The sequence below is a fragment of the Pseudoduganella sp. HUAS MS19 genome, assembly GCF_053615455.1.
Window position 1 is genome coordinate 1,752,247 of the sequence record NZ_CM132133.1, and the last position, 15,471, is coordinate 1,767,717.

10 protein-coding genes are annotated in these 15,471 nt (G+C 62.5%); 9 read left to right on the plus strand and 1 reads right to left on the minus strand.

The window, feature by feature from the left end:
* Window positions 1-163: 163 nt before the first annotated feature.
* The 3 genes from ACWBU6_RS08175 to ACWBU6_RS08185 all read left to right on the plus strand — a co-directional run bounded on the left by ACWBU6_RS08175 (window position 164) and on the right by ACWBU6_RS08185 (window position 7,368).
* The gene (locus ACWBU6_RS08175; protein WP_452648316.1) at window positions 164-3,373 is read left to right on the plus strand and encodes a transglycosylase domain-containing protein; all 3,210 of its coding nucleotides are present in this window, start codon (window positions 164-166) and stop codon (window positions 3,371-3,373) included.
* 127 nt (window positions 3,374-3,500) lie between these two features.
* The gene (locus ACWBU6_RS08180) at window positions 3,501-4,799 is read left to right on the plus strand and encodes a TAXI family TRAP transporter solute-binding subunit (protein WP_452648317.1); all 1,299 of its coding nucleotides are present in this window, start codon (window positions 3,501-3,503) and stop codon (window positions 4,797-4,799) included.
* Between the two features lie 106 nt (window positions 4,800-4,905).
* Window positions 4,906-7,368 (plus strand): TonB-dependent receptor plug domain-containing protein, encoded by a 2,463-nt coding sequence (locus ACWBU6_RS08185; protein WP_452648318.1) that lies wholly within the window; start codon window positions 4,906-4,908, stop codon window positions 7,366-7,368.
* A 148-nt stretch (window positions 7,369-7,516) separates the two neighbouring features.
* Here ACWBU6_RS08185 and ACWBU6_RS08190 read toward each other — a convergent pair whose 3' ends face one another.
* Window positions 7,517-7,978, minus strand: a complete 462-nt coding sequence (locus ACWBU6_RS08190) for a rhodanese-like domain-containing protein (RefSeq protein ID WP_452648319.1) — start codon at window positions 7,976-7,978, stop codon at window positions 7,517-7,519.
* A 217-nt stretch (window positions 7,979-8,195) separates the two neighbouring features.
* Between ACWBU6_RS08190 and glnA the strand changes: the two genes are divergently transcribed.
* From glnA to ACWBU6_RS08220, 6 genes are all read left to right on the plus strand, one after another.
* On the plus strand, window positions 8,196-9,611 hold the full coding sequence (glnA, locus tag ACWBU6_RS08195; protein WP_090437322.1) for a type I glutamate--ammonia ligase: 1,416 nt from the start codon (window positions 8,196-8,198) through the stop codon (window positions 9,609-9,611).
* 99 nt (window positions 9,612-9,710) lie between these two features.
* A complete protein-coding gene (locus tag ACWBU6_RS08200; RefSeq protein ID WP_452648320.1) occupies window positions 9,711-10,199 on the plus strand; it encodes a DUF4124 domain-containing protein in 489 nt (162 codons plus the stop codon).
* Window positions 10,196-11,287, plus strand: a complete 1,092-nt coding sequence (glnL, locus tag ACWBU6_RS08205; protein WP_452648321.1) for a nitrogen regulation protein NR(II) — start codon at window positions 10,196-10,198, stop codon at window positions 11,285-11,287. Before ACWBU6_RS08200 ends, glnL begins: the two co-directional genes overlap by 4 nt.
* A 9-nt stretch (window positions 11,288-11,296) precedes the next feature.
* A complete protein-coding gene (gene ntrC / locus ACWBU6_RS08210) occupies window positions 11,297-12,793 on the plus strand; it encodes a nitrogen regulation protein NR(I) (RefSeq protein WP_452648322.1) in 1,497 nt (498 codons plus the stop codon).
* 121 nt (window positions 12,794-12,914) lie between these two features.
* Window positions 12,915-13,880, plus strand: a complete 966-nt coding sequence (gene corA / locus ACWBU6_RS08215; protein WP_452648323.1) for a magnesium/cobalt transporter CorA — start codon at window positions 12,915-12,917, stop codon at window positions 13,878-13,880.
* A 57-nt stretch (window positions 13,881-13,937) separates the two neighbouring features.
* Complete coding sequence (locus tag ACWBU6_RS08220) at window positions 13,938-15,464, plus strand: HD domain-containing phosphohydrolase (RefSeq protein ID WP_452648324.1); 1,527 nt, start codon at window positions 13,938-13,940, stop codon at window positions 15,462-15,464.
* Window positions 15,465-15,471: the final 7 nt, after the last annotated feature.

A 15,471-nucleotide genomic window follows, 5' to 3' on the forward strand; every position in this document is an offset into this window, starting at 1 on the left:
ATCAAGCAGAAATACACTGCGTGTACTGTCCGGTTTGAACACTATGTTAAGCAATCGTCGTTTTCGCCGGCCCCGAGTTGTCGTCCGAGCGGTGCGCAAAATGCGCGCCGGCGCGGCAGCGGTTGGATATGGCGGCAACAGGCGGCGTTTGCGCTCGGTACCTATGCCTTCCCAACAAGATCACGAATCAAGCTCCTTCCAACCAAACGAACCAACCGAGCCGGCGCCGCCACCTCCATCCGAACCGAAGAAAGGTTCGCGTTTGCGCAATGCGTTCATTGTGCTGATCCTGGTGCTGCTGACCGTGGCCGGTTTCTGGGGCTATCACGAGACCCGCACCTCGACGGTGCAGGCGAAGGTGTTCACCGACCTGGTTGGCAAACTGACATACAAGGTTGAGCCGGGGCCGAGCAAGTCGATCCGCTTTCCGCACGACAGTCCTTACGATGAACGCCTTGGCTACGCCAACCTGCCCGAATACCTGGACAAGCTGAAAACGCGCGATTACGAAGTCATCTCGCAGGCCCGCTTCTCGCCCAAGATGCTGGAACTGACCGACATGGGCGTGTTCGCGACCTACCGCGAAAAGACCCGTACCGGCCTGTCGATTTTCGATTGCCGCGCGCAGCCGCTGTTTACGGCCAGCTATCCCGAGCGTATCTATGGCAGCTTCGAGCAGGCGCCCACTGCGCTGGTGCAAAGCCTGCTGTTCATCGAGAACCGCGAGCTGCTGGACAACAAGTACCCGAAACGCAACCCGGCCGTGGAGTGGGACCGCCTGTCCAAGGCCATCCTGGAAAAATCGATGAGCGCCGTGGGCGCCGCCGGCCACCGTGCGGCCGGCGGCTCCACGCTGGCTACCCAGATCGAAAAGTACCGCCATTCGCCGGAAGGGCGCACCGGCTCGATGAAGGACAAGCTGCAGCAAATGGTGTCGGCCTCGCTGCGCGCCTACCAGCAGGGCGAGGACACCACCAAGGTGCGGCGCCAGATCGTGGTCGACTACCTGAACACCGTGCCGCTGTCGGCCAAGCCTGGCTATGGCGAAGTGAACGGCGTGGGCGACGGCATGTGGGTCTGGTATGGCCGCGAGTTCGATGAAGTGATGCGCCTGCTGGGCGGCAAGTTGGACCAGCCGGGCAGCCCGCTGGCGTTCAAGGAAGCGCTGTCGCTGCTGATCGCGCAGCGCCGCCCGAGCTACTACCTGGGTGAAGGCGATGAAGACCTGGAAGTACTGGCCAACAGCCACCTGCGCCTGCTCGCTAGCGCCGGCATCATCACGCCGCAACTGCGCGACGCCGCGCTGAAGGAGAAGCTGCATCCGGCCAAGGGTAGCGGCGTGCAGGCCGCGCCGCCGATGACCTATGTCACCAAGAAGGCGTCGAACGCGGTGCGCGTGCACCTGGCCAACCTGCTGGGCGACAACCGCATGTACAACCTGGACCGCCTCGACCTGGCGGTGAACACCACGCTCGATGCCGAGACGCAGAAGACCGTCACCGCCATGCTGCGCCAGCTGCGCGAGCCGGAAACGGCCGTGCAGGCCGGCCTGACCGGCAAGGGCATGCTGGGCAATGGCGACCCGGCCAACGTGGTGTACAGCTTTACCTTGCTGGAGCGCGGCGAGCATGCCAACTACCTGCGCGTGCAGACCGATAACTATGACCAGCCGCTGGACATCAACGAAGGCGCCAAGCTGGACCTGGGCTCCACCGCCAAGCTGCGCACCCTGGTGACGTATATGGACATCGTCGACCAGCTGCACAAGAAGTATGGCCAGATGGAGGTGGCGGAACTGAAGAAAGTCAGCGTCGACCAGCGCGACCGCCTGACCACCTGGGGCATCGAATATCTGGCCATGACGCCGAAGGACAAGCGCGACCTGCCAGCCATGCTGCAGGCGGCGCTGGAGCGCAAGTATTCGGCCAATCCGGGCGAGGGCTTCTTCACCGGTGGCGGCCTGCATTACTTCGGCAACTTCAGCAAGGACGACGACTTCAAGATCATGACGGTGCGCGAGGCGCTGCGCCGCTCCACCAACCTGGTGTTCGTGCGCCTGATGCGCGATGTGGTCAAGTACTATTCCTTCCAGATGCCGGGCTCCTCGCAGACCCTGCTGACCGATGCCGACGATCCGCGCCGCGCGGCCTACCTGGCGCGCTTTGCCGACAAGGAAGGCAAGGAGTTCCTGTACCGCTTCTACGCCAAGTACAAGGGCAAGAAGACTGCGGAACTGGACGCGATCCTGCTCGACACGATCCGCCCGACGCCGGTGCGCCTGGCGAACATCCACCGCACCGTATACCCGAACGCGTCGCTGGCCGAATTCGGCAAGTTCGTAAACGACAACCTGAAGGTGCAGAACGATGTGCCGGAAGAGCGCCTGGCCAAGATGTACGAGCAATATGCCATCGCCAACTGGAGTCTGGCCGACCGCGGCTACCTGGCTGCCGTGCACCCGCTGGAATTGTGGCTGGTGGCTTACCTGCACCAGAATGAGGGCGCCTCGCTGGCCGACGTCGTGGCCGCCAGCGAGAAGGAGCGCCAGGAAGTCTACCAGTGGCTGTTCAAGACCCATCGCAAGCATGCGCAGGACAAGCGCATTGCCGGCTTGCTGGAGATGGAGGCCTTCATGGGCATCCACCGCCAGTGGAAGAAGATGGGTTATCCCTTCGATTCGCTGGTGCCTTCGTATGCGACCACCCTGGGCGCCTCGGCCGACCGTCCCGCCGCGCTGGCCGAGATGATGGGGATTATCATCAACAACGGCGTGCGCAAGACCACGCAGCGCATCGAGTCGCTGCACTTCGCCGAAGGCACGCCTTATGAAACGACGGTGGCGCGCAACAAGTCGTCCAGCAACGAGCAGGTGCTGACGCCGGAAGTGGCGCGCGCAGTAGCCGATGCGATCCGTGAAGTGGTGTCGGACGGCACGGCGCGCCGCGTGAAGTCGGCCTTCGTCGGCCCGGACGGGCAGATCATTCCGGTGGGCGGCAAGACCGGTACCGGCGACCAGCGCTTCGATGTGTATGCGGCTGGCGGGCGCCTGATCGAGTCGCGCTATGTGAACCGTTCGGCGACCTTCGTGTTCAATATCGGCGAGCGCTTCTTTGGTTCGATGACGGCCTATGTGCACGGGCCTGAGTCGAAGAATTACGACTTTACCTCGGCGCTGCCGGTGCAGTTGCTGACGGTGCTGGCGCCTTCGCTGATGCCGCTGATCGAGCCCGATGCGCAGAAGGCGGCGCCGGTGGTGACGGCGATGGCGAACAATGCGCCGGGCGGCGTGCAGCCGGTCGCCACTGCGGCACTGGCTGCTGCCACGGCTGCTGCCGTTCCCGCTGCGCCGCTGCGTGCCTGCGGGGCGCGCTAAAACCGGTAAACCGGGGTCAGACCAAAGGTCTGCCCCCCAACGGTCTCGAAGCCGGAGGCAGCGGCCGGCGCGCCGACGTGTCTGACCCTGCGGGTCAGACACAGGTTTACCGGTTTACAATGCGCGCATGAAACTCATTACCAAGTTCACCAACATCAGCCTGCGCGACCTGCTGGTCTCCTTTGCCCCCACCATCGTGCTGATTGCCGGCGCCTGCGCGCTGGCCTACTGGATCATCGACCCCGCCCCGCCGCGGACGGTCAAGCTCTCCACCGGCCAGGAAAACAGCGCCTACGAAAACATCGGCAAGCGCTACGCGCAAGCGATGGCCAAGCACGGCATCAAGGTCGTCCTGCAGCAAAGCCAGGGCTCCCAGGAAAACCTGCAACGCCTGAACAAGGGCGACACCGACATCGCCTTCGTGCAAAGCGGCTCCACCAATGAAGCCGAAGCCGAACGCACCGGACTGGTCTCGCTGGGCAGCCTGTTCACCGAGCCGCTGTGGCTCTTCATGCGCGAGAAAAAAGCCGTGACCAGCCTGACCCGCATCAAAGGCATGAAGGTCAACCTGGGCCCCGAAGGCAGCGGCGTGCCGCGCCTGTTCCGCCAGGTACTGCAGATTAACGGCGTCCAGAGCAGCGACATCGTCGCCAGCGACCTGGAAAACACCCCCGCCACGGTGGAACTGCTGGAAGGACGCATCGATGCCCTGGTCTTTGCCGCCGCGCCGGACGATCCCTTGATCCAGATGCTGCTGATGACGCCCGGGATCAAGCTGTTCAACTTCACCCAGGCCGAAGCTTACGCGCGCCGCCTGCCGTTCCTGACCCACGTCACCCTGCCGCGCGGGATCGTCGACCTGGGCCGCGACCTGCCGGCCCGCGACTATCACCTGATCGCACCAACGGCGACCCTGGTGGCACGCGAAGACCTGCATCCCGCCCTGGTCGACCTGTTCGTGCAGGCGGCCAGTGGCATCCACAGCGGGGCAGGGTGGTTCCAGCAGCAGGGTCAGTTCCCATCGCCGCGCTATACGGAAATTCCGGTTGCGCATGAAGCGGCCAAGTTCTACAAGGACGGCCCGCCTTTCCTGCAACGCTACATGGCCTTCTGGCTGGCCAACCTGTTCGACCGCCTGTGGGTGGTGTTGCTGGCGGTCGGCGCCCTGATCCTGCCGCTGTCGAAAGTCGTGCCGCCGCTGTATGTATGGCGCATCCGTTCGCGCGTCTACCGCTGGTACGGGCAACTGCGCTCGGTGGAGCAGGGCGTCGACGAAGGCAAGCCGCGCGAAGAATTGCTGCACCGGCTGGACCAGATCGAAGAACGGGTGAACCGCCTGAGCGTGCCCCTGTCTTTTGCCGATGAGTTCTACGGCTTGCGCAACCACATCGAGTTCGTACGCCAGAAGCTACGTATAAACACGTAAAAGAAGTTGAAAGTGTTGTATCCGCGAGACCCTTAATTGACAGTTGCTTACAGTTACCTCAAAGATAAGCCGGGGAGTGAAACTGGTTTAATCACAAGGGGTAGCTATGGCACCAAAAAAACAGGTTCTCGCGATCGCAGTTGCATCACTTTTCACCAATGCCGCAGGGGCGCAGGAAGCACCCGCCGGCGAAACCGCTACAGTGGTGGTGACCGGTACCCGGGTCTCCAACCGCACGGTGCTCGACACCACCGCACCGGTGGACGTCATCAATGCAGACAGCCTCAAGAACAGCGGCGTGCCGGAAATTACCCAAGCGCTATCGGTGGCACTGCCGTCCCTGAATTTCCCGCGCCCAGGCCTGGCTGACGGTACCGACACCATCCGCCCGGCCACCCTGCGCGGCCTGGCGCCCGACCAGACCCTGGTGCTGGTCAATTCCAAGCGGCGCCATGCCTCTTCGCTGGTCAACCTGAACGGCACCATTGGCCGCGGTTCGGCGGCTGTGGACATGAACGCTATCCCGACTGGCATCGTGAAGAGCATCGAGGTGCTGCGCGATGGCGCCTCCGCGCAATATGGCTCCGACGCTATTGCAGGCGTGGTCAATATTCGGCTGCGCAGCGACCGCACTGGAGGCGATGCCAGCTTCAGTTACGGCCGCCGCGATACCGAATACAATTTCAATCCAGGCACGCCGCCAGCCGGTGCGACCTGGGGCACACAGGACTCGCGCAAACGCAAGGACGGCAACACGGCCACCTACAGCCTATGGAAAGGCATGGAACTGGGCGAAGACGGTTTCCTGACCATCGCGCTGGAGCACAAGCGCCAGGACCATACCGAGCGTTCGGGCTGGGACGTGCGGCAGCAATACGTCACGGTGAACGGCGCCTTTGATCCGCGCGAAGCGAACTTCAATCGCTACAACGCCTGGTACGGCGAACCGGAGCTGAAACAAAGCACCTTCTTCGCCAACGCCGGCTATAACCTGCAAGGCGGCGCCAAGCTGTACGGCTGGACCAGCTACCAGGACCGCGACGGCAAGGGCGCCGGCTTTTTCCGCCGTGCCATGCAGAACACCAACACCATCGAGATTTATCCGAATGGCTACTTGCCCTTCATTGAACCATCGGTGGCAGACTTCAGCGCCGCCTTTGGCGCTGCCTGGACCGTTGGTGCTTGGGATCTGGATGCTTCAGTCTCGTATGGCGAGAATGAGATGGACTTCACCATCACCAACACGCTGAACCGCTCGCTCGGCCCGGCCTCCAAGACAGTGTTCGACGCGGGCGGTTTCAAGTACGACCAGACGACCTTCAACCTGTCCGGCGTGCGGCAATTTGAAGTGGGTTTGTCGTCGCCGCTCAACCTGGCCGTGGGCGCCGAGGCGCGCCGGGAAGGCTATTCCTTGCATGCCGGGGAGCCCGATTCGTGGCGCAACGGCGGCGTGCTGCTAGGTGGCGTAAAGACTGCTTCCGGTTCGCAAGTGTTTCCGGGCTTCCAGCCGCGCGACGAGCGCAACGTCAACCGCAAAGCATATTCCGCATATGCCGACGTGGAAGCGAACATCACGGACAAGCTGTTGGCATCTGCCGCGGTACGCGGCGAGCATTACTCGGACTTTGGCAATAACTGGTCGGGCAAGCTGGCAGGACGCTACAACTTCACCCCGGACTTCGCGTTGCGCGGTTCGCTGCAGAACGGCTTCCGTGCGCCATCGCCGCAGCAGCAATACTTTACGTCGACGGCTATCAATTTCATTAACGGTGTCCCGTTCGACATCATGACACTTAAGCCGTCCGACCCGGCTGCAATTGCGCTCGGCGCCAAGCCGCTGGATGCGGAAAAGTCGACCAACTTCTCGCTGGGCGCCGTAGCCAAGGCGGGTAAAGCCAGCTTCACCGTCGATGCGTTCCAGATCAAGATTCGCGATCGTATCGTCTTGTCCGAAAACCTGATTCAGGCGAATGTGCGCAGTTACCTTGTGGCGCAGGGCTTTGATGACGTCGGCGCTCGTTTCTTCATCAATGGCGTGAACACCACCACCCGTGGCGTCGATGTGGTGGCGAGCTATCCGTGGAATGCGGCGGCGGCCGGCAAGTTCGACTTCACGCTGGCGGGCAATTACACCAAGACCGAGGTGACCAAGGTGCCGGAAACGGCACAGTTGCAGGCCTTGAGCCCGGCCCCGGCCTTGTTTGCCAGGGTGAATGTGCTGACTTTTGAACATGGCACGCCTCAGACCAAGTTCACTGCGAGCTTGAACCATTCGCTCGGTGCCTGGAGCGGTACGTTGCGAGCGACGCGGTATGGCAAAGTGTTGGCGCCGGGAACCACTGCGGTTGATGATTTCTGGATGACGCCGAAGACGCTGGTGGATATCGAGGGGCGGTACAAGATTACTTCGCGCCTGAGCGCGGCCCTGGGGGCGGAAAACCTGTTTGACCAGTATCCCGATCCCTATCCACCTTCGCTCAATACGACAGGCAATGCGCCCTATTCGAATTATTCGCCGTTCGGGCGTTCCGGCCGCTTTGTGTACGCCCGCTTGAATTACTCGCTTTAAGCGGTCTTAACCGGCCTTATCGGCATCGATGATATTGAACTATCCCGATGCCCATTTCTTCATTCACTTTCGTGCGCGCATATGGTTCGCGGTACGCTGTCCTTCCTCCGGTACTTCGAGCAGGCATAGCTGGAAGCGCAGAGATGGGTCAGGCGCCAACCCAGGGCAGGCCGGCCTTGCACCAGCCGCCCACGGTCTTGCGGTGGCCTTGCGCATCCTTGTCGCCTTCAAACCCCTCCAGGATGTCGTAGCACTGGCGATAGCCGGCTTCAGTCGCGGCCTTGGCCGCATGGCGCGAACGCACGCCCGAACGGCACAGGAAGACGATCACCGTGTCCTTGCCCGGCACCGCCGCCGCCAGTTGTCCCAGGAAGTCCGGATTCGGGGTCCCGCCCGGATACACATTCCACTGTGCCGCATGGTGCTGTTCGGCCGGAATCGCCACCCGTCCCACCCAATCGCGCTCGGCATTGGTCCGCACATCGACCAGGCGCACATGCGGATCGCATTTCAGCAGCTCGTATGCCTCTTGCGGGGTCACCGCACCGGCATAGGGCAGGGAAGTGTCGCGTTTGCGTGCACGGTCGAGGATTTCGGAATTGGAACTCATGGTTTTTCCTTTATGATGACTGCACCACAACGATGCATTTGCATCAATTGGTGCAATAATGCACCACAACGGTGCAATAATCGGCAAGCGCACCCGCATGGTGCGTTGTTTACGTGTCGGTAGCATGGAATTAGCTGGCATGATATCTGCTTAATGTACCATCAGCGTTCGCCGCACCCAAGAGGTCGCGGCAGTTTTTTCACTTAGGAGATATGTAATGGCACTGACCGCCGCAGACGTTCTGAAGATGGTGCAAGAGCACGAAGTCAAGTTCGTGGACTTCCGTTTCGCCGATACCCGTGGCAAGGAACAGCACGTAACCGTGCCTGTGTCCCATTTCGACATCGACAAATTTGAATCGGGCCACGCTTTCGACGGTTCTTCCATCGCCGGCTGGAAAGGCATCGAAGCTTCGGACATGATCCTGCTGCCGGATCCTGCGACCGCCAATATCGACCCATTCTTTGAAGAAACCACCCTGTTCATGCAGTGCGACGTGATCGAACCGTCGGACGGCAAGGGCTACGACCGCGACCCGCGTTCCATCGCCAAGCGCGCTGAAGCCTACCTGAAGTCCTCCGGCCTGGGCGACACCGCCTACTTCGGCCCGGAGCCGGAATTCTTCATCTTCGACTCCGTGAAGTGGAAGATCGACATGTCCGGCGCCATGGTCAAGATCGACTCCGACGAAGCTTCCTGGTCGACCGACAAGGACATCGACGGCGGCAACTCCGGCCACCGTCCAACCGTCAAGGGCGGCTACTTCCCGGTGCCTCCGGTCGACTCCTTCCAGGACATGCGCTCCGAAATGTGCCTGATCCTGGAATCGATGGGCATCCCGGTCGAAGTGCACCACCATGAAGTGGCCGGCGCCGGCCAGAATGAAATCGGCACCAAGTTCTCGACCCTGGTTGAGCGCGCCGACTGGACCCAGAACCTGAAATACGTGGTGTGGAACGTTGCCCACTCCTACGGCAAGACCGCTACCTTCATGCCGAAGCCAGTGGTTGGCGACAACGGCTCCGGCATGCACGTCCACCAGTCGATCTGGAAAGACGGCAAGAACCTGTTCGCCGGCGACGGCTATGCCGGCCTGTCCGATTTCGCCCTGTACTACATCGGCGGCATCATCAAGCACGCCAAGGCACTGAACGCGATCACCAACCCGGGCACCAACTCGTACAAGCGCCTGGTGCCAGGCTACGAAGCGCCAGTGAAACTGGCTTACTCCGCACGTAACCGTTCCGCTTCGATCCGTATTCCACACGTGGCCAATCCAAAAGGCCGCCGCATCGAAACCCGCTTCCCGGACCCGCTGGCCAACCCATACCTGTGCTTCGCCGCGCTGATGATGGCCGGCCTGGACGGCGTGCAGAACAAGATCCACCCAGGCGAAGCAGCGTCCAAAGACCTGTACCACCTGCCGCCGGAAGAAGATGCACTGATCCCGACCGTCTGCGCATCCCTGGAAGAAGCGCTGGATCACCTGAACAAAGACCGTGAGTTCCTGACCCGCGGCGGCGTGTTCACCGATTCGATGATCGATGCCTACATCGAACTGAAGATGACCGAAGTCACCCGCATGCGCCAGACCACCCACCCGGTCGAGTTCGACATGTACTACTCTCTGTAATCAGGGCACGATTGCCGGGATTAACCGGTAGTCAACAAAAACGCGAGGTCAGCAAGCTGCTTTCCTCGCGTTTTTTTTCGGATGTTGTATAGTCGGGGCATGAACACTCGCACTCTCGTATTAAATGGGCTGGCGCTGCTGGCCGTGAGTGGCGCAGCGCAGGCGCAGCAAATTTTTCTCTGCGTAGATGCCGATGGCCGCAAGGAACTGACCGATAGCAGCCGCAAGGGGAAGAACTGCAAGATGCTGGACCTGCCAGGCGCCGCGATACCCGCGCCAGGCGGCGCGCGCCGCAGCGGCACGCCATCAGCCCCTGCCGTGGCGCCAGCCAATTTCCCACGCGTCGACAGCTCGGAACAGAAAGCCCGCGATGCGGACCGCCGCGCCATCCTGACCGAAGAACTCAATACCGAAAACCGTAAGCTGGCGGATTTGCGCAAGGAGTTCAACAACGGCGAACCCGAACGCCGTGCCGACGAGCGCAATGCCGCCAAATACCAGGAGCGCGTCGCTGGCCTGAAGGACAGCATCGCGCGTGCGGAACAGAACGTGGAAGCGCTGAAGCGCGAGCTCTCCAATATAAAATGACCCCAGACAGCCCTGCCAGGATCCGGCCCGCTGAACTGGCAGGCCTGGACCTGCTGGCATCGGCCGTTGTCATCGTCGATGGCGGCGGCCATATCCTGTACCTCAACGCCGCCGGCGAAAACCTGCTGGAATCGTCGCTCAAGGCGCTGGCGCGCCAGCCGTTGGGCGGCCTGTTTGCAGCGCCGCTGGAGCTGGACAACATCATCGCGCAGGCGCGCGAACACAAGTTCTCCGACGTGCGGCAAGAGCTGGTGCTGGACCGTGCCGGGCGCGAAGCGCTGCATGTGCACATCATTGCCAGTGCGCTGGACGAGCCGGACGGCGCGGTGATGATCGAACTGCGCGAGATCGTGCAGCAGGTGAAGCAGGACCGCGAAGAGCGCCTGATGGACCAGAGCCAGGCCAACAAGGAGCTGATCCGCAACCTGGCGCACGAGATCAAGAACCCGCTGGGCGGCATCCGCGGCGCCGCCCAGCTGCTGGAAATGGAGCTGCCGCCGCTGCATTTGACGCAGCTGCGCGAGTACACCCAGGTCATCATCAAGGAAGCGGACCGCCTGCAAACGCTGGTGGACCGCCTGCTGGCGCCGCACCGCCGCCCGCATATCGTGGGCGACGTGAATATCCACGAAGTGCTGGAGCGGGTGCGCAGCCTGATCCTGGCAGAATTCCCGGTCGGGCTCACCATCCGCCGCGACTACGACGCCTCCTTGCCCGAATTCCGCGGCGACAAGGAGCAGTTGATCCAGACGGTGCTCAATATCGCCCACAATGCCGCGCAAGCGCTGGTCGCGCGCATCGAGCAGGGCGATGCCGAGATCGTTTTCCGCACCCGCGTGGCACGCCAGATGACGCTGGCGAAGGTTCGGTATCAGCTGGCATTAGATTTGCATATCATCGATAACGGACCGGGCATCCCGCCCCAGATCCGCGACCGTATCTTCTACCCGCTGGTATCGGGCAGGGATGGCGGCAGCGGCCTGGGACTGACGCTGGCGCAAACCTTCGTGCAGCAGCACATGGGCGTTATCGAATGTGAAAGCAGGCCTGGCCAGACGGACTTCAGAATCTTATTGCCTTTGCCTTGATCGGACTAAATGAAACCAATCTGGATTGTTGACGACGACGAATCGATCCGCTGGGTGCTTGAGAAAGCCCTGGCGCGGGAGAACCTCGCTACGCGCAGCTTTGCCAATGCGCGCGATGCGGTCGCGGCGCTGGAACAGGAGACGCCGCAGGTGCTGGTGTCGGACATCCGCATGCCGGGCGATTCGGGACTCGACCTGCTGCAGCTGGTGAAGCAGCGCCATCCCGGCCTGCCGGTCATCATCATCACCGCGTTCTCCGACCTCGATTCCGCCGTGGCGGCCTTCCAGGGCGGGGCGTTTGAATACCTGGCCAAGCCCTTCGACATCGACAAGGCGGTGGAGCTGATCCGCCGCGCGCTGGACGAAAGCCTGCGCGAATCGAGCATCGAATCCGGGCCGGCCGATACGCCGGAAATCCTGGGCCAGGCGCCGGCGATGCAGGAAGTGTTCCGCGCCATCGGCCGCCTGTCGCAATCGAATGTGACGGTGCTGATCACCGGCGAATCGGGCACCGGCAAGGAGCTGGTGGCACGCGCGTTGCACAAGCACAGCCCGCGCTCCGACCAGCCATTCATCGCCATCAATACGGCGGCGATTCCCAAAGACCTGCTGGAATCCGAACTGTTCGGCCATGAACGCGGCGCCTTTACCGGCGCGCAGACCACGCGCCGCGGCCGTTTCGAGCAGGCCGAAGGCGGCACGCTGTTCATGGACGAAATCGGCGACATGCCGTTCGACCTGCAAACGCGCTTGCTGCGCGTGCTGTCCGATGGGCATTTCTACCGCGTCGGCGGCCACTCGCCGCTGAAGGCCAATGTACGCGTGATCACGGCCACGCACCAGAACCTGGAACAGCGCGTGCGCGACGGCCTGTTCCGCGAAGACTTGTATCACCGCCTGAACGTGATCCGCCTGCGCCTGCCCAGTTTGAGGGAGCGGCGCGAGGATATCCCCATCCTGGTGCGCCACTTCCTGGTGCAAAGCGCGCGCCAGCTTGGGGTGGAAGCCAAACGCATGAGCGAATCGACGCTGGCCTTCCTGCAGCAGCTTGAGTTGCCGGGCAATGTGCGGCAGCTGGAGAACCTGTGCAACTGGATCACGGTGATGGCGCCGGGCCAGACGGTGGAGGTGAAGGATTTGCCGCTGGAGCTGACGCAGGGCCAGGAAGGCACTGCTGCCGCTGCGCACGCGGCAGCTCCGGCGGTTGCCGAGACTGCGCTGCCGCAGCATCACGGCAACGTGCAGCCGCTGGCGCCACCGGCGCTGGCGACGTCGCCGGAAGGCTGGCTTAGCCTGCTCGAACTGCAGGCAGCGGGGATGTTAAGCAGCGGGCAGCAGGATGTGATGGATGTGCTGGGGCGCCAGTTCGAGTCGGCCCTGATCCGCACCGCGCTGAAATTCACGCACGGGCGCAAGAACGATGCGGCGATCAGGCTGGGGATCGGGCGCAATACCATCACGCGCAAGATTGCCGAGCTGGGTATCGACGGCGCCAAAGACGACTAAATGTCCACCCTGGGGTCAGGAACGGAAGTGGACATTTTCCGAAGAAAATGTCCACTTCCGTTCCTGACCCCAGGGTGGACATTTTTGTTATGCTGCGGGCTTGGAAATTTGAGGAGCCTGCATGCTGATTAACTGCGTCGCCTACCAGGATGGGCGCAAGCTGGCTGATATCCCGGTGGCCGATATCAGCGATTATGTGGCGCGCGACGATGCCTTCGTCTGGGTCGCCCTGCGCGATGCCACGCCCGCTGAACTCGAAGTGATGCAGGAGGAGTTCGCCCTGCACGAACTGGCAGTGGAAGACGCCGGCCGCGGCCAGCAACGGCCGAAGATCGAGGAATACGGCGACTCCCTGTTCGTCGTGGTCAAAATGCTCGAACTGCGCGACGACGAGCTGCACGTGGGCGAGGTCGATATCTTCGTCGGCCCGAATTATGTGCTGTCCAACCGTTCCAATTCCACCAAGGATTTCCTCGGCGTGCGCGCGCGTGCCGAACGCGAACCGCACCTGCTGCAGCAGGGGGCCGGCTTCGTGCTGTACGCCCTGATGGACGCCGTGGTCGACCGTTACTTCCCCATTATCGATGCGCTGGAAGTCGAGCTGGAAAAAATCGAGGAGCGCATCTTCATCCGCGGTTCGCAGCGCGACAATATCGAACGGTTGTACGAACTTAAGCGCAAAGTGATGACGGTGCGCCACACGGTTGCTCCCTTGCTCGATGCAATTGGCAAGTTGCACGGCGGCCGCGTGCCTGCGGTTTGCCGCAATACGCAGGAATATTTCCGCGACGTGCACGACCACTTGCTGCGAATCAATGCCGCCCTCGATACCATGCGCGACACCATCGGCACCGCGATCCAGGTCAACCTGTCGATGGTGGCGCTGGAAGAGGGGGAGGTGAACAAGCGCCTGGCGGCCTGGGCTGCCATTTTTGCGGTGCTGACCGCCTTTGCCGGCTTGTGGGGCATGAATTTCAAGCATATGCCTGAGCTGGACTGGCGCTTCGGCTACCCGGCAGCCCTGACTTTAATGGCTGTTGTTTGCGGGTCATTGTATCGACGCTTTAAGAAGGTAGGCTGGTTGTAGCGGTATATAATTTACAATAAACAACCTCTGGTGGGGCTGGGCATGGTGGATGACGCAATGTTGTTCGACGATGATGAGACGCCAGCCCCCGCTGCGTCCCTGCCGCCGTGGGAAATTCTGATCGTTGACGACGAGCAAGCCGTACACCAGGTCACGCAACTGGTGATGTCGGACTTCGAGTTTGACGGCCGCCGTGTCCGCTTTTCCCATTGCTATTCCGGCGCCGAAGCGCGCGAACGCCTGGTGCGCCCTGGCCAGTTCGCCCTGGTCTTGCTCGATGTCGTGATGGAGTCCGAGCATGCCGGCCTGGAACTGGTGCGCTATATCCGGGAAGAACTGGGCGACCGCAATGTGCGCATCGTGCTGCGCACCGGCCAGCCGGGCCAGGCGCCGCAGGCGCTGGTGCTGAAAACCTACGACATCAACGATTACCGCGAAAAGACCGAGTTGACGCACGCCAAGCTCAGTACGGTGTTCTATTCCGGCCTGCGCGCCTACCGCGACCTGATGCGCCTGGAGCGCGCCCGCCTAGGCCTGCGGCGCTCGATCGATGCCATCACCCACGTGTGCGACTCGGACAACCTGCGCCACTTCTGTTCCGCCGTGCTGGAGCAGGCTTCGGCCTTGTTGGGCCGCCAGGCGGAAGGCGTGTGCGCCAGCCGCATGAACGCCTACGCCGCCGCGCGCCAGCCGGGCCGCCTGCAGGTGCTGGCGGTGACCACGGCCTATGCCGGCCTGGCGCTGGAGGAAACCCTGGAGCATTTGCCGGTGCCGGTGCGCGATGCCTTCCTGCGCTGCATGGCTGAGCAGGCCGACCACTACGGCCCGCTGTATTACGCCTGCTACTACCGCACGCGCGACGGCAACGAGAGCCTGCTTTACATGTCCTTCAGCGAACCGGTGGAAGAAGAGGAGCGCGAGCTGCTTGGCCTGTTCTCGGCCAACGTCGCCATCACCTACGAACGCCTGCTGGCGCGCGAAGAGCTGGAAGCGACCCAGGACGCCATCATCCACATCCTGGGCGAGGCGCTGGAAAGCCGCTCGGCCGCTGCCGGCGGCCACGTCGAGCGCGTGGGCGAGATTGCCGCCATGCTCGGCGCAGCGGTCGATATGCCGGACAATGCCGTGCGCCAGCTGCGCCAGGCCGCGCCGCTGCACGACATCGGTCACGCCGGCATCCCGAACGAGATCCTCAACCTGCCGGGCCCGCTGGATGCGGCGCAGCGCAAGCGCATGCAGGGCCACAGCGATATCGGCTGGCATATGCTGTCTTCGTCGAAGCAGCCGGTGCTGCAACTGGCGGCGCGCATCGCGCATGAGCACCACGAGCGCTGGGATGGGGCAGGTTATCCGCAAGGCCTGCATGGCGCCGACATCAGCCTGGCCGCGCGCATCACTGCGCTGGCCGATTTCGTCGACGCCATGGTGAGTCCGCGCAGCTACCGCCCGGCGCACTCCCTGCAGCATGCGCTGGACGAAGTGCGCGAGGGCAGCGGCAGCCGCTTCGATCCCGCACTGGCCAGTTTGCTGTTGCAGCACGAGCGCGATTTGCAAGACCTGTATCGGCGCCACCCACCTCATTAGGAGCCCG

Coding starts and splice junctions, on each gene's coding strand:
- corA (WP_452648323.1), top strand. CDS start 12,915: ATGCTGATTAACTGCGTCGCCTACCAGGATGGGCGCAAGCTGGCTGAT.
- glnA (WP_090437322.1), top strand. CDS start 8,196: ATGGCACTGACCGCCGCAGACGTTCTGAAGATGGTGCAAGAGCACGAA.
- ACWBU6_RS08200 (WP_452648320.1), top strand. CDS start 9,711: ATGAACACTCGCACTCTCGTATTAAATGGGCTGGCGCTGCTGGCCGTG.
- ACWBU6_RS08175 (WP_452648316.1), top strand. CDS start 164: ATGCCTTCCCAACAAGATCACGAATCAAGCTCCTTCCAACCAAACGAA.
- glnL (WP_452648321.1), top strand. CDS start 10,196: ATGACCCCAGACAGCCCTGCCAGGATCCGGCCCGCTGAACTGGCAGGC.
- ACWBU6_RS08220 (WP_452648324.1), top strand. CDS start 13,938: ATGTTGTTCGACGATGATGAGACGCCAGCCCCCGCTGCGTCCCTGCCG.
- ACWBU6_RS08185 (WP_452648318.1), top strand. CDS start 4,906: ATGGCACCAAAAAAACAGGTTCTCGCGATCGCAGTTGCATCACTTTTC.
- ACWBU6_RS08190 (WP_452648319.1), bottom strand. CDS start 7,978: ATGAGTTCCAATTCCGAAATCCTCGACCGTGCACGCAAACGCGACACT.
- ntrC (WP_452648322.1), top strand. CDS start 11,297: ATGAAACCAATCTGGATTGTTGACGACGACGAATCGATCCGCTGGGTG.
- ACWBU6_RS08180 (WP_452648317.1), top strand. CDS start 3,501: ATGAAACTCATTACCAAGTTCACCAACATCAGCCTGCGCGACCTGCTG.